This is a genomic window from Galbibacter pacificus, from assembly GCF_029603165.1.
Lineage (GTDB): Bacteria > Bacteroidota > Bacteroidia > Flavobacteriales > Flavobacteriaceae > Galbibacter > Galbibacter pacificus.
This window is the reverse complement of sequence record NZ_JAQSVC010000001.1, coordinates 809766-831280: the sequence shown is the minus strand read 5'-3', so window position 1 is coordinate 831280 and position 21515 is coordinate 809766. Positions and strand designations below refer to the sequence as shown.

Genomic DNA, 21515 nt, shown 5'->3' with positions numbered 1-21515 from the left:
TTATGGGTTTTCAATTTTCATCGTTTATTTTTTTAAGGGATTTTTCAAAATAGCTGGTAATCAATAACCCGTGGGGATTGTTGGGGAAATTCCGATCAACGGCAATAAGGTTTCCGGTGGAAACCAGCTCATAGGTATCGACAATCGATCCCCTGTTGATCTCAAAAACGGTAACCGTTCTGAAGGTGTAAGCCCCGTTCTTTTCTTCGATTTGGGAATCAATGCTAAGCACTTTCTGAACAAGAGAATACTGCAAGAGCCGATTATAGACACCATCGGCCTTCTTTTGGCGATAGAGATTGTCCACGGAACTGTTACCCAACCAAAGTGCCTTTTCCAAGTTCTTTTCATAATTGCTTGCATCAATGTTGTAGAAGTAATTGTGGAACAGTTCCAAATGGGCCAAGGCTTCCACCTTAAAGTTTTCCTTTTGGGTAACGAGTTTTAGGGGAATAATACTTCCATCGGTATTGATCGCAAAGGCATTGTTCAGGACTTTTTTATTGATGTTGAATACCATCCAAACGGCAAAGAAACTGGACAAAACGGAGCAAATGACAACGGCCAAGACGATGAACCGATTAATTCTAAGGACTGCGTAAATATTTTTATAAGGTGTTTTCATTTGAATGGGTTTTAGGCAGTAAATAATTTTAGGGTAAATGAGGTCGCGCGTCGGTACAGTTTGAATTTTAGAAAGACGATAAAACCGACCGAACCAAGCTGTACTACCGGAGCAAAAAAGCCGCTGCCCACATCGGTTCCGAACAAATTTGTCCAGAAATTGGTATTTATCTCGGTATAAAGCGCATTGACGAATACATTGACCAGAAAGAACGCAGGTACCAGCATATAAACCGCAGCGTACAATTTGAAAAAGTTATAGGCGAGCGAACGGAACTTTTCAAAAACGGCAAGGCTTATGACCAAAGGGAAGAATGCCTGCAATATCCCCAACAAGAAGAAACGTTCCGCAAGGAATAATGGGTAAATGAATAAATCGAGAATCCATAATATTGTACTCACGACGAAGGCAAATATCTTAAAACCGAAAAGTGGTGTTACCAAAGCTTCATAAAGCAAAGACATTGCGGCCTGGGCTGCTTTTATAATATTTACCTCTTCCTCAATGGGAATATCCTGCATCTGCAAGGGCAACAAAGCCGGAGCAGTTCCCCGATATTGTCCTTCTATGGCCACCAAGATACCATCAAAAAATCCCAGTACCTGTGTTGAAAAAATGACCAGAAGCACGACCGCAAAGTTTTTGATCAATTCCCCCGGGCTCAACCCCCAGGTATAACCACCCTGATCCGCAACACCCTCATTGTATTTTTTGAGGATATTGATCAGAAAAAACAGTACCGCAAGCGTTTTCATTCCCGCAATGGTATATTGCGAGAAGCTGCTGTTCTGTATGGTCTGGAAAACGGTATCGACGTATTCCAAACCTATCCCTAAGATTATTGCCGAGGTCATAATTAATATCCTGTTTCCCTATTATTGATTTTATCTTGCATTTTCCTGAAGGAAATGATGTCGCGATAGCGTTTGGTTTTTAATGTGATTTCCGAAACCATATTTTTAGATTCCTCTTCTTTCTCTTTAAGGATATCAGCACGGTCGGCATCGCTCATTTTTAGGTAATCGCTGGACAAGATCTGGTCGATAAAGTCCATTGTGTCCAAGGAATTTTCTACAATGGCACTAAACGATTCCGATACCCTTGCCACTTCATCGGGTTTGATGTAAGGACTGTCAAGAATATCACTTAAATCATTTTGCATCACGTTGATCAGGCGCTGATTGTTCCGGCCTATTTCCCGAACAGCTTTTAACTGCTTGACCACATTGTTGACCTTTTCAAGATTCTCTTTCTGGGTTTTTAGAAATTTCACGGTCTTCACAAGGTTTGATGTCTGTTTGGCAGATTCCACGAGAGATTTGACAAGGCTGATAAAATTTGTGTTGTCATAAACAGGCATCCCTTGGGCGGTAGCACCGCCGGGCGATAAAAAAGCAACCGTAAAGATTAGTCCGAACAAGATTGTTTTGATTTTTGTCTTCATAATATTATGTTTTAGAAGTGAATTGAATTATTGCTTTTTCCATATCCTGATGCTGCCCATAGAGCTTCATAATTTCTTCGTTTTCCTGTCCATCAGTTAGATAAGCTGCATAAACTTCTTTGGGAACTTCGAGACGGAAAACGTTGCTTTCCTTTCCGATTTTGATGAACATTTCGGTATACTTGCGTGGCCCGGAAAGATTGTTCTTGATGGATTTCAACTGGTTCAGGTCGTGGCTGGATAGATTGAGCCTTTTGACCAATTCTGCATAACCTTTCTCGTTGTTCAGGCTGTAGATAACCTGTGTATTTTCCAGGATACTTGCCGAAGTTGAATTATTTGGAAGTTGATTGATGGATTGAAGTATGATCCCAATAGCCCCGTTCTGTTTTCGGATGGCCTGATAATAAAATTCCACACTTTCCAGTACGTTTTCAAATTTCAACTGCTTGGCAAACTCATCGAACAGGATGATCCCCTTTTCCGCACGGTTCTTCCAAATGGTTCGTTGGATGGCGGACTTAATCAGCTTCAACATTACGGACAGGATTTCCTTATTGTCCTTGACTTCGTCCAGCTCAAAAACGATCAAACGTTTATCCTCGATTTTATAGGTTTGGTCTTCGCTCACTTCAAAGAGGAAGCTGTATAGACCATCGCCAACATACTCCGACATTACGTGCAAAAAGCCCGTAACATTGAAGTAGTCAGGATGGATTTTGAGCTGACCTAAAAGGTCTTTTTGGTTGCGCTCGATAAAATGGTAAAAACCATCCAAGGAGTGGTTTTCTGAAATGCTATCATAATAATGGCGCAGTATTTTTTTGATCGAGACGGATTGCGCCTTGGTCACTTTCAGATCCGAGGCAAAGAGTTCAAACAGGAAGACCGATAAATCTTCGAGCCGTTCTGGTGTCAGATCATTTGTATCGCTGATGTAAAATGGGTTGATGCCCAGATTTTTTCCGCTCTCGTATCTGAGCACGGTGTATTTTTCAGGATAGAGTTTGGCAAACTTGGTATAAGAACCGCCGAGGTCAATAATGACCAGGCGAACGCCACTTTCAAAATATTGACGCAAAATGTTATTGGCCAAAAAGGACTTACCCTCGCCGGTGGGTGCAAAAATGGCGAAGTTTCGAGCCTTGATTCGTTTTTTGCGCTCGTCCCAGACATCTTTGAGAACTGGAATGTTATGTTCCCGATCATTGAATATGATGCCGGTAGCATCCGACTTGTAATTGGTGTTGTTGATGAACAGACAAAGCGCGTGTTTCAGATCCGTTACGTATAGATCATTGTTAGAGAAGTTTGAAGAAAAACAGCAGTAGCTGTTCAGGATATAATTTTTACGTTCCTCGCCTCGTGGATAGTAGGGAATAATGTCCAGTTCCTTAAATTCAGTCTTGATTTTAGAACCGATGCGGCTTAGGTTGGCGGCATTTTTATCCCAATAGACGATGTTCAAATGACCACGGATAATCCGTGCATTGCCATCCGCATTGATCTGGTCGAGAATGTGCTGGATTTTACCGAGTACCACTTTGTTCTGCGAACCGAAGTTGGAACTTTTGTTGAGTTCCTCGATTTTCTTATCAAGTAGCTTGCGCCACTTCTGTTTATCGTCCAGATACAGGATCTGGTTGACAATGTGGTTTTCGTTTAGCGTAAGCCCTAAACCATCAATAAACCCTTGATGAAATACAAAATCGTCAGAAGTGAATTTCTCATTGGTCTTGCTGCTCTGTACACTTTCGCCAAAGCACAGTTCGCTGTTGATGGCCAGGGCATCAAAATAATTTTCGCCTATATTGACGTTTTTCTTTTCAAGTAAAATATCCGTATCAAAACCTTCATTGAAGCCATTGAAATACCCATTGGTCAGTTGCTCAATCCCTTTCGCTTCAAGCGGAAGAAATTCCATTTTACGGCTATTGTTGATAAAGGAAACCGAATCACTTACCGAGCCGATAAAACGTTGCACGGTATCATCGAGTTCCCTAATAATACTCTTTGAAACCTTTCGGAAAGGGTTGACATATTTTGGATTGTTGAGCGCTTTATTCTTGGTCAGGATAAAGAACAGGAAGCAGCGGTGTTCCATATATTCGCGCCCTTTAAAATGGTCGTGAGTCGCCTTTTCCAGAAAGGTTTTACTGGGCAGTTGTTCCGAAGAGTAGGATTTTTTCAAATAAATATCCTGTTTATGGATTACCGTACCCACGGGTAATGACTTCAAAGCCTGAAACCAAGCCCCGTGCATATCCTCAAAATCTTTTTCGGACAAGGAATAAATCTCGGGCAAATTGCCTTCGTAACATAAGACTACGTTGCCATTGTTGGCAAAAATGATATTGTCCTGAATATCTGCGATGGGTCGGTATGCCGAAAGGTTAATCTTATTCATAATCGATGTCGGAGTTTCTTTTGTTACTGATGATTTTAGGGAATGCTTTCGCTATCTGGAAAAGCTGTGGATTGCTTGTTATCCGGGTCAAAGCGATATACAACCCTGAATTGAGAAGCAATACGCCAATGATAATCCCGAAGCTGAACGAGAAGATGATGACCAATAGCGAAGCAAGAATAGAAACCATCATTATGGCAAACAGGGAAATGGGCAGCCCGAAAATGACCGCCCGCTTCCTGATGTTTTTATAAACCTCGAATTTTTTCATATCACATATTTTTTTAAAATGCCTCTTAGAGGCTTAGACTACGATTCCGATTAGGTAAGTGAAAATGCCGACCACAGCTCCTGCAATCAATACAAAAACGAGAACACGGGTAATCCCTTTTTTGAGATCGGCGTTTTCCCCGAAGAAATGTCCCGCGTTGAACAGGAAACCGATTAGGAATATTACACCAAGGATTATTGGAAAAATTGTCCTGATGGTGTTGGAAACATCGTCAACTGAATCTTCGATTCCTCCAATTTGTGCAAAAAGCGATGTTGAGAGCAACGAAAGAAAAGTTGCCAAGTAGATTGATTTTTTCATAACGGAACAGTTTAAGTTTTTGATTCGTTTTCGTTAAGGGAAAAGTACATATATTTGTATTTAAATACTTGAAAATCAAATTTTTGTGAATAAAATATTATTTGATATTAATTGAATTCCATTGCCATTATTTGACATCAAATTTTATGGATTTTGGAAGGTAAGTTGTTAATAACCCGAAAATTGAAAATGAAAAAAGTGTTCAAAAACGTCAGTTTTGTCTTTTTGCTCCTAAAAATGTGCTTCATTTTTGGGCAGGAAACCGCACCTCAAAAACGAATTGTTATTGACGTTGGACACGGCGGAAAAGATTCCGGTGCCATCGGAATAAATGGCATTAAAGAAAAGGATGTCGTACTGAACATCGCTCTGGAAGTTTTGAGGCTTAACAAAAAGTCAAAAACACCATTGAATATTTTTTTGACCCGGTATAACGACACGCTTATTTCGTTATCGGATCGAACTAAATTGGCCAATACTTTAGATACGGATGTATTTATTTCCTTGCATTGCAATCATTCAGATAATGCTAACGCAAGAGGCATTGAAGTTTATGTGGCTAATACTAAATCTCAGTTTTCAGGCCTTTCAACCTTGCTTGCTTATCTGTTGCAGGCTTATTTTAAAAAAGAATTGGGTTTTGAGAGTAGGGGCGTGAAGTTTGCGAATTTTCAGGTGCTACGGGAAAATGTTGATTACCGCCCTGCTGTTTTAGTAGAAGTTGGATTTCTTACCAACGAAGATGAAGGGTTCTATTTTTTGCAGCCTTCTAAAGTCAAGGCCGTGGCGATGGCTATTTTAAAAGGAATCTATAACTACTCAAATAAACGATTATGAAAGACTTATTCATCGAAACAATTAAAAGCATCCGAGAAGTATTGAAAGTTTTTTTGTCAGAAGTTCTAAGGCAGATTTATGACCTAAAAAATAAGAAATGAGTATTTTTATACATCAAGTTCATCACCAGGTAAAAAAGCATAATGGAAACTCAAATATACGGAACAAAGGAAGAACAGGAAAACGCTATTCATTACTACGATAAGCTTTCCGTCATTTACGATTACATCTCAAATTGGTATTATAAAAAAGCCAGGAACTATGCCATCAAAGAACTTCAACTCAAAAATGGACAGACCGTATTAAACGTGCCCTGCGGAACAGGGGTCAACTTCAAATATTTCAACGAATATTTGAACAATTCAGGACTAATCATCGGCATTGACCTGTCCAGCGGAATGCTTGATAAGGCAAGACAAAAAATAGAAAAAAACGGTTGGACAAATGTCAAAACAGAATTGAACAACGCCACAAATATTGATCAAAATTGGCTTGATTATCGGGATAACAGAATTATCATCGATTCCGTTTTTTGCGACCTTGGTTTGTCTGGGCTGCCCGAATGGCGAAACATAATCGACAATATGATTTCAATTTTAAAACCAAACGGTAGAATTGTTATTCTGGACTGGTATCTTGAAAAACCAAGTTTGAAGGGCGATTTTGTAAAATGGATTGGGAAAGGCGAAGTGGACAGACCAATATACCAATATTTAGAGACGAAGGTTTCCAATTTTAAAGTGGATGATAGTTTTAATTATGGAGGTGTATTTGTCGCTTCCGGTAGTAAAACCCGAATAAACCCTATACACTGTTTATGAAAAACCATTCACCTTAAATTTACTTTTTTGTATCACCAGCCTACTCAAAAGCTATCAAATTAAAAAATCTAAGTTTTTTTTGTACTTCATTAGTTTAGTTTTTGCTTAAATAAGAAATAAATGTATATTTGTGCTATGGAAAATAATTCTTGCATAAGACAACAAGCCGATATTGAACAAATAAATCGTTGCAAAGACACGGTTTCAGAATTAAATGAATCGTTCGACTATTTAGCGAATGGACTTTCATTGGTCGGGAATAGTGTAAGACTTAAAATACTTTATCTACTCTTTGAGGAAAAAAGACTTTGCGTTTGTGATTTAAGCGATATTCTCGGAATGAATATTTCTGCCATTTCTCAACATTTAAGAAAAATGAAAGACCGAAATCTATTAGAAACCAATAGAGAAGCCCAAACGATTTTTTACTCACTCACAGCTGAATACGAAAAAATGCTAAACCCATTTTTTGAGATACTTGATAAAAACAAAATTTTAGAAACGATATGAAAAGTGACAACAAATTAATTGGTGCAGGTTTGTTAACTGCAATTACAGCTTCATTATGTTGTATTACGCCAGTATTGGCTCTAATCGCAGGAACAAGCGGAATTGCTTCAACATTTTCTTGGATAGAACCTTTTAGACCTTATCTAATTGGAATGACAATTTTAGTTCTTGCTTTTGCTTGGTATAAAAAACTAAAACCTCAAAAAGAAATTGACTGTGAATGCGAAACGGAAGAGAAACCAAAATTCATTCAATCAAAAACCTTTTTAGGAATTGTAACTGCATTTGCAATTATAATGTTGGCTTTCCCGTACTATTCAGGAATTTTTTACCCAAACACGGAAAAGCAAATAATCGTAGTTGACAAATCGGATATTAAAACAACAGAATTTACAATCAGCGGAATGACCTGTGTCAGTTGTGAAGAACACGTCAAACACGAAGTAAATAAACTAAACGGAATTGTAGATACAAAAGCGTCCTACGAGAATGGAAACGCAATCATTGAATTTGACAAATCCAAATCTAATGAAACGGAAATCGAGAAAGCAATTAACTCAACAGGTTATAAAGTAACCGACAAAAAAGAAATCAATTAGTATGAAAGAATATGATGTATTTATAATTGGTTCGGGAATGGCAGGAATGACCATCGCAAATAAATGTGCCTCAAAAGGGCTAAAAGTAGGAATAACGGATGAATTACCTTATGGTGGCACCTGTGCTTTGAGAGGTTGTGACCCAAAAAAAGTGATTATAGGCGCTACGGAAGTTCGAGACTTTGCTAATAGGCTTAAAGGAAATGGTATTGATACCATACCTAAAGTCAATTGGAAGGACATTATGGCCTTTAAACAATCCTTTGTGGATGAAATGCCACCAAAAATTGAAAAAGGATATAAAAAGAACGGAATAGACACCTTTCATAGTTCAGCAAAATTCCTGTCAGAAAACACATTGGAAGTTGGAACAGACAAAATAAAGGCTAACAAAATTGTAATCGCATCGGGTTCCAAGCCAAGGGTTTTAGAATTTGAAGGTGGTCATTATGCAAAATCCAGTACCGATTTCTTGAATTTAGCAAAATTGCCAAAATCTTTAGTATTCATCGGTGGTGGATATATCGCTTTTGAGTTTGCACATATAGCGGCTCGATGCGGAGCAGAAGTCACTATTGTTCATCGTAGAGAAAATCCCTTGGAAAATTTTGAACAGGATATTGTAAAACATCTTGTTTCTGCCACAAAAGAGTTAGGCATAAAACTCATTCTTAATACAGATGTTACGGCTATTGAGAAAGTGGATAGCCAGTATCGAGTAAAAGGTAAATCTCAAGAGAAAACAGCATATTTTGAAGCTGAAGCTGTTTTTAACTCTGCCGGACGACCACCAGCCATATTTGATTTGGAATTAGACAAAGCGAACATAGCCTTTACTAATAAAGGTGTTACAGTGAACAAATACTTGCAAAGTACTTCAAACCCTCATATTTATGCAGCAGGCGATGCTGCAGATTCAGAAGGTTTGCCCTTAACGCCAGTTGCAGTTCTGGAAGGTCATACGGTTGCTTCAAATATTATTAAAGGCAATTCTAAAGAAATAAGTTATCCGCCAATGCCAACAGTGGTGTTTACGTTACCAACTATGGCTTCTGTTGGATGTACTGAATCGAAAGCGAAAGAGCTGAATTACAATATTCGAATTAATTATAAGGAGGTTGGTAATTGGTTCAATGCCAAGCGTTTGAATGTAGAAGAATATGCGTTCAAAACTATTATTGACGAAGAAACTCAAACAATTTTGGGAGCGCATTTAATCGGACCACATACAGAAGAAACAATAAATCTCTTTGCAATGGCCATAAAAACAAAGATGAAGGTTAATGATATTAGAACAATGATTTTCTCATATCCAACTTTGGCTTCGGACATACCACATATGCTATAATAAAAAAATTGAATGGAAATTATATTAAAATCAGAAATTACTTGTCCAAACTGCGGACATAAAAAAGTAGAAGATATGCCAACAAACGCTTGTCAATTCTTTTACGAGTGTGAGAATTGTAAAACGGTTCTAAAACCAAACGAAGGAGATTGTTGTGTTTATTGCTCTTATGGAACTGTACCTTGTCCGCCAATTCAAGAAAACAAAAGTTGTTGCTAAAAAATTCGCCGACTCTGACCGCCAAATAGTATATAGATGCCCAGGCACAAAGAAAGTACTCTTTGAAAAAAATATTTTAAGTTCACTTTCTTTTATCCCCAGCCCCTTCATCAAAGGCTATCAAATTAAACAGTTCCCGCATCCGGCTACGGACACGGTTTCCGTAACGTTCTTCCAGTTCCTCAGCGTTTAGGTTTGTAGTTGCGTGAGTTTTGATTTTATGCTTGGTTTGAAGGTAAAGTTCATATCTCGAAAGTAAGACTTCACCCATCACATTCAGGTCTTTACCGTAGAACCTTCCGGCAGGTTCTACGCCCAGGTCGTCAAAACAGAAAAATTTTGTATTTCCATAATCCTCGATGGTCTTAAAACCAAGATGATTAAAACTGAATGCCACATTTCGGCAGGGGATCATTTCATAAGGTCTTTGCAATGGCACTAAATGGCGTAAAAGTTTCAATAAACTGGTTTTCCCGCACCCTACTGGGCCCGAAAGTAAAATACCTTTGTCAACATCGATCTGAAATTTTTGGCAGTTTTCCTTGTCCTTGATGAAGTAGGAACAGAGTTTCAGTAAAATATCCTTGTCCTTTTCATAGATTTTGAATTTTTCGCCAAAAAGCAGCTTGCCCTTGGCATTCAGGTAAGTCAGGATTTTCGGGAAATCGTAAAGCACACATTTCCCGTCGAATTTGCCCAGCGAATATTCTACGCCGCCTTCGGTTATTTTAGAGGGGTTGTCCATAATCCTTGGTTTTAGTGGTTTTGAGGTTGTCCCGATTTTGGGACGCTCCATTTTTGTTTGGTTTGTTTTCTTCGGTAAATAACTCGGTTCTATCCATCCAATTTTTAGCTAAAGCTCGCCAATCCCTGATCGTTTTTCCATCGCTTGTTTTCCAATCGTTGGCTTCATAATGCGCAAAGAATTTTTTTCCTTCATCAACATTAAAACTTTTTTCAATAAAAAAATCTAAAACGGCCTGCCTGCCCTTTGGTTGTTTATTAATGTTTACTTGTTTGGTATTGTTTATATTAGATACCAATGCTTGTCCACTCACGGGACGGTGCGGGTACACAGCTTGTCCGTTGGTGGGACGGTGCTGGTTCACTACTGGTTCACGTATGGGATGGTACCGTTCCGCAAGCTGTTCCAATTCGGGATTGTACCGTCCCATATCCGGTTCATCACTTGTCCCGATAATGGACATCTTGATCTTACTTCCTTTGTACGGATTATTCGATGGGAAATAAATCAGATACTCCCAAGAATCGAGGTCGGTTATGCAGCGATGATAAGTAGATTTGGAACCTATTTTGGCCACGCGCATCAGCTCGCGGCGGTTCACAAAAAACTCATCAGCAAATCGGCTGCTGTTCCATTCTTGGAACAGAGCCATATACAGGCTGATATGGGTTGGGTTCAAGCGGTCATCGAAGAAAAATTTTTCAAAAGCCGCATTGAGTAGCTTTATATAATTCATCGCTAAGAATTTAGTCCGTGCTGCACACGGTTTGCGGTCATTACATTCTGGATTTCCTCGGCATCATAGTAAATGATACCGCCCACTTTGGTGTAGGGCAATGTGCCATTGACGCGAAGGTTTTGGAGAGTTCCCGGACTTACTTGGAGTAAATCCATAACCTCGGAAGATTTGAGGTATTTTTTGAGTTTGCCGGTCGCTTGTCGGGATAGGAGCTTTTTAATGTCATCGAGCAATTCCATTTTGAATTCCCGAAGATCGTCTGTGGTAATGATACTTGTTGGCATAATAGAACGGTTTTAAAAGAAAAGGACTACCGCCTCAGTCTAAACTAATTTGATAGCCCCTCGCAGGATTTGACTTTCGTTCTACAAATTTGGGGTAGTTTATTGGGTTTTATTCCCAAGTCACACCCAAGTTGGGTGTTTTTATATTCTCATTTTCAATGTGTTAAATTGGTTTTATTTGATTGTTTACCTTTGGAAGGTCAATACTAAATACCATTAAAAAAAATTAATTTTATTTTTCCCCAAGTCGCACCCAACTTGGGAGAAAATTTAACGTTTTCAGAGTCGCTATAAATTAACCGTCAGTTTCTTCCATCCTTTGTAAAAGCGTGGATTTTAGCCTGTCAATAAACTTGGTGGGGTCAATTTTTCGTTCACGTATTTCTAAAAAAGTTCGATACACATTTCCAAGATTAAGATCAAAAATACTTTCACAAGCCATAGCCATTTCTTTAATCCCTGCCGTTCCGCTTTTTATGGCTCCAGAGGCCTGCAAGGCATATATCAATTCGATCAAGTCTGTTTTTGAAGCAGTCCAGCTTAGCCGGTCCCCGTTTGCCAAGGTGTTTAATTTCCTTGGTTTTCCATAAGATAGATTCCTTAAATCTTCCAATTCCTGAATGTAGTGGTTGACCAAGAGGTCATACGCCATAATTTTGGCAACGGCGTTATCGTGGCTTGTAGAAAATTCCGCATCGGTGTAAAAGTGGGATGTATCTGAAACCAAGCTGATTTTGTCCTTTCCCCTCAAAAAATAAAATTCATCAAGAACGGTAGATCCCTCCCTATAATACTTTATAAAGTCCAAATGGCGGCGATTGCTTTCCTGAAGTTTTTTAATCTCACTATCTATGAAAATCTGTTGGGATTTAATGGTTCCTGCGGGCCTATTAATCAAAAAATTATAGAGTTTAGCATAAAATTTCAAACGGCTATACACATAGGGTTTGTGGTTTTTAAAAAATGTTATTTCTTCCTGTGGATTGCCGAACTCATTTTCCCTCACGCATATTCGTAATTTTTGAAGATACTGTCTGGAAATCGAGATTCCTTTTTCAACGACGCTGAAATCATTTAGGTTGGATTGCTCAATGGTTCTTATTTCTTTTTTGTAATCATCTATTATCTTGAGTAAAAGTTTTTTCAAATCTGATCTGGGTTTTTGATAAGCTTTAGTTTGGGGGCATTTAAAAGTGTGCGTGTTCTTACATTACAGTAAAATTCTTTTTTAAAAAACATTCATACCAAACCAATAGCCAATCAAAGCGGTCATACCCATTGCGATAGTTCCCCAAAAAGTAATTCTCAAAACCGCTTTTTTGACGTTAGAACCACCGGCTTTAGCGGAAATTGTACCTAAAACTATTAGGAAAAGTGTTGCGGAAAGGTATTGCACATATTCCATTCCATTCAAAGGGGCAAGCAAGGCCACTATTACAGGAAGTATGCCACCAAAAGCAAATGCTCCACAAGAAGACAAAGCCGCTTGTAGGGGTTTGGCTTGGGTAATCTCATTGATTCCGAGTTCGTCTCTTGCGTGTGCTTCCAGAGCATTATGGGCCGTTAACTGGTGGGCTACCTGTTTGGACAGTTCCTTATCCAAGCCTCTTTTTTCGTATATTTTAGCCAGTTCTTCCAGTTCTTCATCGGGAGTTTCCCGTAATTCCTGTTCTTCCCTTTTCAAGTCGGCAGTTTCTATATCGCTTTGTGAACTTACCGAAACGTACTCTCCTGCGGCCATCGAGAAAGCCCCTGCCACAAGGCCGGCAATCCCTGCAAGAACAATATTCTCTTTTGTTGCGCTCCCGGCAGAGACGCCAATAACGATACTCGCTGTTGAAAGTATGCCGTCATTTGCACCCAATACGGCTGCCCTCAGCCACCCGCTTCGTGATCCATAATGTTTTTCATCGTTCGTGTGTTTCATAATAGGGGGGTCTATTCTTCCTTGATCAAAGGGAATGCCCCTTTTGTTAAAAACTGGTCGTTATTTTTAAAATCGGAAGTGTTTTTGATGATCGTAAAGCCATTAAAAGCGTTGCCCGTCATTACTTCCCTTCTTTTGAATACATAACTGCTATCGGTTTTCTTCTGTAAAACCAATACGTAATCGGTATCATCCAAAGAAACGATACTTTGGGTGGGTAGTGCCTTTGCATTTTTTTGGTCCGTAATGATTTCGGCTTCCACAAACATTCCGGTGGCAAAACGGGTCTTTTTATCCTCATCCTTAAAATGACCGTGGACCTTTACCGTCCTCTTTTCCTCACTGATAGACGTGCCTACCAAATGTACTTCGCCCTCAATGGTATCGGTACTAGCTTCGGGAATGCTGAACCGTATTTCTTGGCCTTTTTTTAACTTCATCACATCTTTTTCAAAAACATTTAGCTCAAGGTGCAGGTGATCTGTATCAATAATCCGCATTAGTTCATCGGCAGCCGAAACATACATTCCCTTATTGATGTTCATTTCGGTAATACTTCCGGCAATAGGGGCGTAAATGCGTATAACGGAAGAAATAGTTCCGTTTTCAACCGCTTTGGGGTTCAAATTGAGCATCTGTAATTTTTTCCGCATCGACTGATATTTAGATAGGTTTCGCTTATACTCGCTTTCCGCTTTAAGGTAATTTTTTTCGGAAGTGATATTTTCTTCAATGAGGGCTTTTTGACGGTCGTATTCCGATTTTAAATACTTCATCTGCTCCATCGCATCCAGATAGTCCTGCTGCATTTGTACATAATCGGGATTTTCAAGACTTACCAAAAACTGTCCTTTTTTAACTTGATCACCTATTAACAATGGGGTCTCCTTCACGTAGCCATCTGCAAACGAACTTATTATTGCCTTATTCTCGGGCGGGACATCGATCATCCCCGTGGCATCCACGGTTACAGGAAAGGTATTTTCCTGCATTTTGCCCAGTTCCATATCGCTGCCCTCAAACTGTGCAAGGCTTACTTGTGTTCCGCCGTTATTGGCAGTAGAATCGGATTTTGCTCCGTTGCCCCCCGTTTCTTTAGAATTTCCTTCGGAATTTCCACAAGAAACAGCAACTATCAATACAGAAAGGGAAATGATAAATTTAAATATATATTTTTTCATTGCGTCAGGATTATAGTGTTAGGTAATTTATGCGGGTAACGATTTGGTTATATGCATTAAGGTTTTCGTAATAAGAAAGTATGATCGTATAGGAGTTTTCAAGGCTTTGGATGTATTCAAAAAAATCGATCTCCCCATTCTTATAACTTAATGTAGCGGTCTTAATAATCTCTTCAGAAAGACCTTTCCCTTCATTTTCGTAATACGAAAGTGCCTCTTGGTGCTTGCTCATTTGCTGAATAAGCTGGTTATATTCCGAATTCAAGCGCACCTTATAATCGGCACTTTCCTGCGCTGCGGCCCGTTTTGCGATTTTGGCCGCTTTTATTTTTGAAGAATTCCCAAAGAACAGCAGGGGAATATGAACACCTACTTGATAGCCTTGCAGGGGGCTGTTGATCACATCATTGTTCCATTGAAAATAGGTCAAGCTGATATCGGGCAATAGCCGCTGTTTCTCCAACCCGGCTTCGGCCTGAAAGTAGTCGCTTCGATCCTGATAATAATCCAGACCGGGATTGCCCTCGATCCCCATATTCTTTATGGTCAATTTTTGAAAAGGCTGTATTTTGACTACAATTTCCTCTTCCGTATTTAGCAGCGGTTTTAATCTTTCTCGGGAGATATCAAGTTCATCCCGGGCCTGTTTAAGTTGGGTTTCCAGTTGTTTTTGTTTGGACCGGGCGGTTATCTTTTCGAGGTAATTGCTTTCACCGAGTTCAAACCTTCTTTTTGCTGCATAAGCAAATTTTTGGTACAAACTGTCCAACTGCTCATACACTCCGATTTTCGCCTTTTCATATTGAAGTTGATAATACACTTGGGTTACGTCCCGTTCCAATCGCAATTTTTGCAGTTGGTAGGTACTTTGCTCCTGCCGAAATTTGGTTTTGTTCATCTTTTTTCGGGCAAAATAAACCGTTGGGAAATTGAAGTTTTGGGTCACGCCCAGCACGTTCAGCGCCTTGTTGTTGGAACGGTTGCTATCGTCTTTTCCAAAATAACCCTCTGTTTTATCGAAGGCAAAGGCACTCCCTATAAGCGCATCGGCCTCATCCACGCGAAGCGAAGAAGCTTTCAGTCCCAGGTTGTTCTCAAATGCCATCGCCTTCAATTCCTCCACATTTTCGATGGTCTTGACTTGTGTCTCTTGAGAATATCCCGAAAAACCGATCAGCAAAAGCACTACGCTCAAAGCCTTGATTCGATGATTATCATTCCCTTTTTTCGTATCCTTTTTCTCTTTGTTGAACAGGGCATAAATTACGGGCAATACAACCAGGGTAAGCAGGGTGGAGGTAATTAAACCACCGATCACAACGGTTGCCAAGGGCCGTTGAACCTCGGCACCCGCCCCTGTTGAAATAGCCATCGGCAGAAAGCCCAACGCTGCAGCACTAGCGGTCAATAAAACGGCACGCAAGCGATCTTGGGCACCGCTCACGATCAAATTATCGTCATTTTTCATTCCTTCTTCGCGCAGCTCTTTAAAATGTTCTATGAGAACAATTCCGTTGAGCACGGCAATCCCGAACAATGCGATAAAACCCACCCCTGCCGAGATACTGAAGGGCATTCCACGGATCCAGAGAAAAAGTATGCCCCCCACCGCCGCGAGCGGAATGGCCGAAAAAATCATCAATGCTTCCCGTATGGTCCCAAATGCGAAGTATAGCAATATAAAAATAAGCACCAAAGCTATGGGTACCGCAATTTTGAGCCGCGCCGTTGCACTCTGTAAATTTTCAAATTGTCCGCCATACGTAACGGTATATCCCGGCGGTAGGCTAATGTTGTCATCCACGATTTTTTTGATTTTATCGACCACGGTCTGCAAATCGCTGCCCCTTACGTTTACACCCACCACAATCCGTCGCTGGGTATTGTCCCGTGAGATTTTGGCCGCCCCTTTTTGGTAGGTAATGTCGGCCAATTCGCTGAGCGGCACTTTTTCACCGGAAGGGGTGTCCACATAAAGGTTCTTTAAATTTGAAATATCCTGCCGACTGTCCTTTTGAAGCCGCAGCACCATATCAAAACGTTTTTCACCTTCAAATACGCTGCCCATCGTTGCCCCCGAAAACCCCATTGTGACGATTTTGTTCAAATCTGCAATGTTCAATCCATACCGTGCGATTTTATCACGTTTGTAATTGACGTTCATCTGTGGGAGGCCCACAATTTTTTCAACGGTGATATCGGTAGCCCCATTTACGTCTTGGATGAGATTTTTTATCTTTTGTGCCTTGGCATTCAGAATATCCAGATTTTCACCAAAAATCTTTACGGCGATATCGGCACGTACCCCGGTAATGAGTTCGTTGAAGCGCATTTCTATGGGCTGGGTAAACTCTATTTCCATTCCCGGAATTACGGAAAGTGCCTTTTTAAATTCATCGGCAAGTTCATCTTTTGTTTCAGCGGTAACCCATTCATCTTTTGGTTTTAGGGATACAATAACATCGCTCTCTTCCATAGACATCGGATCGGTAGGTACCTCGGCCGCGCCTATACGGCTCACCACCTGTTCTACTTCTGGGAAGCTATCGATCAAAATATTTTCCATTCGGGTAGTGGTTTCTATCGTTTTGCTCAGGGAGGTACCAGTTTTTAAAACGGGTTGAATCACAAAATCCCCTTCATCCAGCTGCGGTATAAATTCCCCGCCCATCCTACTGAAGATAAATCCTGAAATTATAAGCAAGAGCACGGCGATCCCCAGTACAAATTTTTTTCTGCGAAGTGCCCAGTAAATTACTGGTTTATATTTTCGGTTCAGAAACTTGATGAGCCGTACCGAAATATTCTTATCAGAAGGTTCTTCCGATTTTAAAAATACAGCGGAAGCTACCGGCACATAGGTCAGACATAGAATCATCGCCCCAATGAGCGCAAAGCTGAAGGTAAGTGCCATCGGCTTGAACATCTTGCCCTCGACGCCGCTCAAGGATAGAATCGGGATAAATACGATAAGAATAATCAGCTGCCCGAAGATTGCTGAATTCATCATCCGGGAAGCACTATTGAAGGTAACCCGGTCTTTTAGATGGCGGAGTTCCTGTTTTGCAAGATTATCGTATTCCTTGTGTTTTTGGGTGATTTGGTAGGCGGTAAATTCCACAATAATTACCGCGCCATCTATGATGATCCCAAAATCGATCGCCCCCAGGCTCATTAAATTGGCGTCTATCCCGAAAATGTACATCAGGGAAAGCGCAAACAACAGACAGAGCGGAATAACCGACGCCACCACCAGACCGGAGCGGAAGTTGCCCAGCAAAAGAACAACCACAAAAATCACGATAAGACAGCCAATGATTAAATTTTCGGCAATTGTAAAAGTTGTACGGCCAATGAGTTCGCTACGGTCCAAGAAAGGTTTTATCACTACACCCTCGGGCAGGGATTCGGCAATCTTAGCTACTCGTGCCTTAACCGCTTCGATTACTTGATTGGAATTTGCGCCTTTCAACATCATTACCTGACCAAGCACAGTTTCGCCTTTCCCGTTGGCGGTAATTGCACCAAAGCGTGTGGCTTGTCCAAAACCCACCTCGGCTATGTTGTTGATATAAACCGGGGTGCCGTTGTCATTTTTAACTACGATGTTGCGAATATCGTCCAGCGAAGTGACCCGTCCCTGACCACGGATAAAATAGGCTTGATTTACTTTTTCTATATAACCGCCACCGGCAACGCTATTGTTGTTCTGAAGGGCCGTGAACACATCGGATATGGAAATGTTCATCGCGTTCAGTTTTTTGGAGTTGATGGCAACTTCGTATTCTTTTACATAACCGCCCCAAGCGTTTATTTCTACGACCCCCTTAATACCTGAAAGTTGTCTTTTTACGATCCAGTCCTGAATAGTCCTGAGGTCTTCGGCCGAATAACGGTCTTCAAAACCGGGCCTGGTATCCAAGGTATATTGATAGATTTCGCCCAGACCGGTGGTAATAGGCCCCATTTGGGGCTTTCCAAATCCATCGGGGATTTTTTCGGAAGCCGATTTTATTTTTTCGGCGATAACCTGTCGAGGTAAGTAGGTGCCGAGATTTTCCTCAAATACAATGGTAACCACCGACAGGCCAAATTTAGATACCGAGCGAATTTCTTTTACCCCGGGCAAATTGGCCATTTCCAGTTCTACAGGATAGGTAATGTACTGTTCCATATCCTGGGTGGAAAGGTTTTGCGAAGTGGTTATCACCTGAACTTGGTTGTTGGTCACATCCGGTACGGCCCCAATGGGGATTTGGGAAAGGGAATACACCCCAAAACCGATAATAAAGGCCGTAAACAGAAGAATGATCAGTTTATGGGTAATACTGAATTTAATAATCTTATCGAGCATAACGAAGTTGTTTAGAGATCACAAATCTAAATGAATTGCTATATGTTAATACATTGGCTTCCTTAAGATTGGCTTAAGATATGACGGTGAGGAATGTGAGTTAATCTATCATCTCTGCCAATAAAAAAGCCAAAGCCCTGAGAATGATCCTAGAACCTTGGCAATTCAACCATCAACACTAACCAAAGTTGATTTAGAGTTTTTCCACTTTAGTGAACGTATCCGCTTTTGCGAGCGTGATCTCACACCGCTCCGGTGCTTTATCTGCGTAAGTATTTCCGCATACGGGGCAGATATAATATACTTTGGCCAAGGAGTTTAAATGATCAGTTTCCAGATCGGCCAATGCGGCCTTATAGTAATCCCTATGTTTTTTTTCCACATTATAAGCATAGGTAAAGCTCATTTGAGCCATATAATTACCCTCGGCGTTTGCATCTTTTATAAAACCCGGGTACATTGATTTGGCTTTATAACTCTCGCCACCGATGGCGTTTTTCAGATTTTCCTTAGTGCCTTTAAGGGGGTAATCGGGCTTTACTTCTGGGACTTTAACGCCCTCCATTTCCATAATGGTCTGATGGTTTCCGGCGTGGACCGTCTCTGCCATTGATACCGCTTTAAAAAGAAGTGCAATGCCGTGGTATCCTTCTTCTTCGGCCTTTTTACTGTATGCCTGATATTTGGCTATTGCCGTTCCTTCCCCCTTATAGCCGTCCTGTAGGTCTTTGGCGGCCTTGCCATTGGGGTCGAGTTTTTTGTTCTCAATAGTTACGGTTGCACCGTTTTGTTGCTCGGGAAGGGCCTTGTTTTGTTTCGTGGTATCCCTAAGTTCTATTTTTTGGGGCCGGTCTTGGCACGATTGAAATAGCACCCCCAAGAAGGCCATTGCCATTACGCTTATTTTAACTGATTTTTTCATAATTATAGATTTTGTCAGGGAACTTTAGCTATCCCTAAATGTTATTGTACTTTTTCATTAAACTCAGGCAGTTTAAGCTCAAGGCCTGCTCCGTGTTCATAGACCAGCTCACCACCTTTATTTCCCGTATTTATTATGGAACCTACCAATGCGGCAAACAATAAAATGCCCACCCATTTGGTCCAAGGACGTTCATATTTAAAAAAGAGTAGGGCTGCACGGTAGATTGCGGTAATAATGGCGAGCCAAAGGGTTATGAGCGCCGCTTCCTCGTGGGCCTCGATCGCCTCGGCCAACCTTCCGGTCTCGATACCTTCGGCGGCATAGCCGCCGCTGATATAGGCCGCTATCGCTCCAACTGCACCCAGCAGTAAGAGGTAAAATGCTATTTTCCTAAAAAGGATTTGATTGTAAAACAATGCAATGATCTCAGAGAGAAACCCGACCATCAATAGCGCGATGGGAAAATGGATGATCATTGCGTGAAGGTGTACTGCTGACATTTTGTTTGTTTTTAAAATTCAAGGTAAAGGTATTGACATTGCCTACACCTTTGGTCAGCAGCACCTTAAGATTGGCTTAAAATGTAATGCGAAGGATAGTTCCCCTATGAAGTTCACTTTCTATGGAAAGGGTAGCACCTATGGCATCGGCAGATTTCTTGGCAATTGAAAGGCCGAGGCCGTTCCCGGAAATATGTTTATGCGCCAAAGCATCGGATCTGTAAAAACTATTGAATATTTTATCCATATCCTCTTTCTTAATACCGATACCTTCATCCTTGACGGAACACACAACGGAATCATTTTTCCTTTGTATTGAAATGAAAATACTACCTCCCTCTTCAGAGTATTTTATGGCATTCTGAATCGCATTATCCAAGATCAAATTGGCATAATACCGGGGCACTTGATATTCGATGGAATTATCTAAATCTGTTTTAATACGAAGCCCTTTTTCAAGGATTTTATCTTTGTATTTTGAAAGGATCCCATCAATTAAGATGGGGAGGATTTCGAGATCATCAGATGATACTTCCGAGGGGGTTTCCATTCTAGCTAATGTCAATAACTGCTCTAGCGTTTGTGTCATTGTATCGATAACGCCCAGGCTATACCCTATTTTCTTTTCGTATTCCAGTTGGCTTCGCTCTTTTTGAATGAGAACCTCCAAAGTTCCACTCAAAGAGGATAAGGGGGTGCGCAACTCGTGCGAAGCATCTGAGGTAAATTGCCGTTCACGCTCAATCGTCCTCTCTATTCGGTTCAGCAAATCGTTGATCGCAGAGGACAATTCGTGCAGTTCATCTTTTTTTTGAGGTAGTATGACCCGTTCGTTCAGGTTGTTGCGGGTAATGTTGTTTGTGGTCGAAATAATAGATCGTATAGGGGCAATACTGCGCCCGGCCAAAAAGCTGGAAATAAAAAACAACCCAAAAAGGACTATGGGGTAGATGATCAGTAATGTGTTGCCAAGATTATTGATTACCTTGATAGAACCTTCTAGCGACATTGCCGCTACCACATAGCCCTTCAGATCTCCATTTTTTTCGATGGGCAGTTGCACCTGCCGAAGGGGTTGATCAGCGAGAAGGGCATTGAAGTGTTGCCCAGCTTCCTGATCTGCGGAGGTGGTTAATTGGTTTTCTTTTAAATTGGGGGATTTATCGAAAAGTGTACCGTCTTTACCCGAAAGCTGAACAAATACCGGGTTTACCTGAACCTCGGTATGTTCCCGTTCTTCCAGTTCCTTTTTGTTGAAAAAATAGATACTGTCCTTGGTTATAGCGATTTCACGGGTATGTTTTTGTACTTCAAAATTGAGGTCTTTATCCAAGTTGGCATAAACGCTGCTTTTCACCACAAAAAAAATCCCCAGAAAAACGACCGCTATTATCAGCCCTGTCGCCACAATATAATGAAGGGCAATCCTATTTTTGAAATTAAGCTTCATTTTAAATA

General features: G+C 40.7%; 22 protein-coding genes. 6 read left to right on the top strand and 16 right to left on the bottom strand.

Annotated features, from left to right (window positions below):
• Positions 1-10 precede the first annotated feature (10 nt).
• Genes PSF86_RS03395 through PSF86_RS03370 form a run of 6 tightly spaced genes read right to left on the bottom strand, consistent with a single transcriptional unit; the run spans position 11 to position 5068 of the window.
• Positions 11-625 carry a conjugal transfer protein TraK gene (locus PSF86_RS03395; protein WP_277898642.1) on the bottom strand — a complete coding sequence of 205 codons (615 nt, stop codon included), beginning with the start codon at positions 623-625 and terminating at the stop codon, positions 11-13.
• A gap of 11 nt (positions 626-636) precedes the next feature.
• On the bottom strand, positions 637-1479 hold the full coding sequence (locus PSF86_RS03390; protein ID WP_277898641.1) for a hypothetical protein: 843 nt from the start codon (positions 1477-1479) through the stop codon (positions 637-639).
• Between the two features lie 2 nt (positions 1480-1481).
• Positions 1482-2069, bottom strand: a complete 588-nt coding sequence (locus PSF86_RS03385) for a TrbJ/VirB5 family protein (protein WP_277898640.1) — start codon at positions 2067-2069, stop codon at positions 1482-1484.
• Positions 2070-2073: 4 nt separating this feature from the next.
• Complete coding sequence (locus PSF86_RS03380; RefSeq protein WP_277898639.1) at positions 2074-4476, bottom strand: TraG family conjugative transposon ATPase; 2403 nt, start codon at positions 4474-4476, stop codon at positions 2074-2076.
• Positions 4469-4747, bottom strand: a complete 279-nt coding sequence (locus PSF86_RS03375; RefSeq protein ID WP_277898638.1) for a hypothetical protein — start codon at positions 4745-4747, stop codon at positions 4469-4471. The genes PSF86_RS03380 and PSF86_RS03375 overlap by 8 nt, the downstream gene beginning before the upstream one ends.
• Positions 4748-4780: 33 nt before the next feature.
• On the bottom strand, positions 4781-5068 hold the full coding sequence (locus tag PSF86_RS03370) for a hypothetical protein (RefSeq protein WP_031428457.1): 288 nt from the start codon (positions 5066-5068) through the stop codon (positions 4781-4783).
• 189 nt (positions 5069-5257) lie between these two features.
• On the opposite strand from PSF86_RS03370, the gene PSF86_RS03365 reads away from it, so the two are divergent.
• The 6 genes from PSF86_RS03365 to PSF86_RS03340 all read left to right on the top strand — a co-directional run bounded on the left by PSF86_RS03365 (position 5258) and on the right by PSF86_RS03340 (position 9402).
• The gene (locus PSF86_RS03365) at positions 5258-5905 is read left to right on the top strand and encodes an N-acetylmuramoyl-L-alanine amidase family protein (protein ID WP_277898637.1); all 648 of its coding nucleotides are present in this window, start codon (positions 5258-5260) and stop codon (positions 5903-5905) included.
• A 143-nt stretch (positions 5906-6048) separates the two neighbouring features.
• The gene (locus PSF86_RS03360) at positions 6049-6726 is read left to right on the top strand and encodes a class I SAM-dependent methyltransferase (protein ID WP_277898636.1); all 678 of its coding nucleotides are present in this window, start codon (positions 6049-6051) and stop codon (positions 6724-6726) included.
• A 135-nt stretch (positions 6727-6861) separates the two neighbouring features.
• On the top strand, positions 6862-7236 hold the full coding sequence (locus PSF86_RS03355; protein WP_277898635.1) for an ArsR/SmtB family transcription factor: 375 nt from the start codon (positions 6862-6864) through the stop codon (positions 7234-7236).
• Entirely contained in the window at positions 7233-7835 is a 603-nt protein-coding gene (gene merTP, locus PSF86_RS03350) for a mercuric transport protein MerTP (protein ID WP_121344427.1), read from the top strand. Before PSF86_RS03355 ends, merTP begins: the two co-directional genes overlap by 4 nt.
• Position 7836: 1 nt before the next feature.
• On the top strand, positions 7837-9183 hold the full coding sequence (locus PSF86_RS03345) for a dihydrolipoyl dehydrogenase family protein (protein ID WP_009781463.1): 1347 nt from the start codon (positions 7837-7839) through the stop codon (positions 9181-9183).
• 12 nt (positions 9184-9195) lie between these two features.
• A complete protein-coding gene (locus PSF86_RS03340; RefSeq protein WP_072319420.1) occupies positions 9196-9402 on the top strand; it encodes a GDCCVxC domain-containing (seleno)protein in 207 nt (68 codons plus the stop codon).
• Positions 9403-9484: 82 nt separating this feature from the next.
• Here PSF86_RS03340 and PSF86_RS03335 read toward each other — a convergent pair whose 3' ends face one another.
• From PSF86_RS03335 to PSF86_RS03290, 10 genes are all read right to left on the bottom strand, one after another.
• The gene (locus tag PSF86_RS03335; protein WP_072319419.1) at positions 9485-10147 is read right to left on the bottom strand and encodes a P-loop NTPase family protein; all 663 of its coding nucleotides are present in this window, start codon (positions 10145-10147) and stop codon (positions 9485-9487) included.
• Complete coding sequence (locus PSF86_RS03330; protein ID WP_072319418.1) at positions 10131-10883, bottom strand: hypothetical protein; 753 nt, start codon at positions 10881-10883, stop codon at positions 10131-10133. The genes PSF86_RS03335 and PSF86_RS03330 overlap by 17 nt, the downstream gene beginning before the upstream one ends.
• Positions 10884-10885: 2 nt before the next feature.
• Complete coding sequence (locus PSF86_RS03325) at positions 10886-11170, bottom strand: helix-turn-helix domain-containing protein (protein ID WP_072319417.1); 285 nt, start codon at positions 11168-11170, stop codon at positions 10886-10888.
• Between the two features lie 295 nt (positions 11171-11465).
• On the bottom strand, positions 11466-12317 hold the full coding sequence (locus tag PSF86_RS03320; RefSeq protein ID WP_072319416.1) for an RteC domain-containing protein: 852 nt from the start codon (positions 12315-12317) through the stop codon (positions 11466-11468).
• A gap of 81 nt (positions 12318-12398) precedes the next feature.
• Entirely contained in the window at positions 12399-13097 is a 699-nt protein-coding gene (locus tag PSF86_RS03315; RefSeq protein ID WP_072319415.1) for a VIT1/CCC1 transporter family protein, read from the bottom strand.
• An 11-nt stretch (positions 13098-13108) separates the two neighbouring features.
• Complete coding sequence (locus tag PSF86_RS03310) at positions 13109-14278, bottom strand: efflux RND transporter periplasmic adaptor subunit (protein ID WP_072319414.1); 1170 nt, start codon at positions 14276-14278, stop codon at positions 13109-13111.
• A gap of 10 nt (positions 14279-14288) precedes the next feature.
• Positions 14289-18632, bottom strand: a complete 4344-nt coding sequence (locus tag PSF86_RS03305) for a CusA/CzcA family heavy metal efflux RND transporter (RefSeq protein WP_072319413.1) — start codon at positions 18630-18632, stop codon at positions 14289-14291.
• Between the two features lie 193 nt (positions 18633-18825).
• Entirely contained in the window at positions 18826-19554 is a 729-nt protein-coding gene (locus tag PSF86_RS03300; protein WP_277898634.1) for a rubrerythrin family protein, read from the bottom strand.
• Positions 19555-19595: 41 nt separating this feature from the next.
• Positions 19596-20033: a DUF2231 domain-containing protein gene (locus tag PSF86_RS03295; protein WP_072319412.1), complete on the bottom strand. Its 438-nt coding sequence runs from the start codon at positions 20031-20033 to the stop codon at positions 19596-19598.
• A 100-nt stretch (positions 20034-20133) separates the two neighbouring features.
• A complete protein-coding gene (locus PSF86_RS03290; protein WP_072319411.1) occupies positions 20134-21507 on the bottom strand; it encodes a sensor histidine kinase in 1374 nt (457 codons plus the stop codon).
• Positions 21508-21515 lie beyond the last annotated feature (8 nt).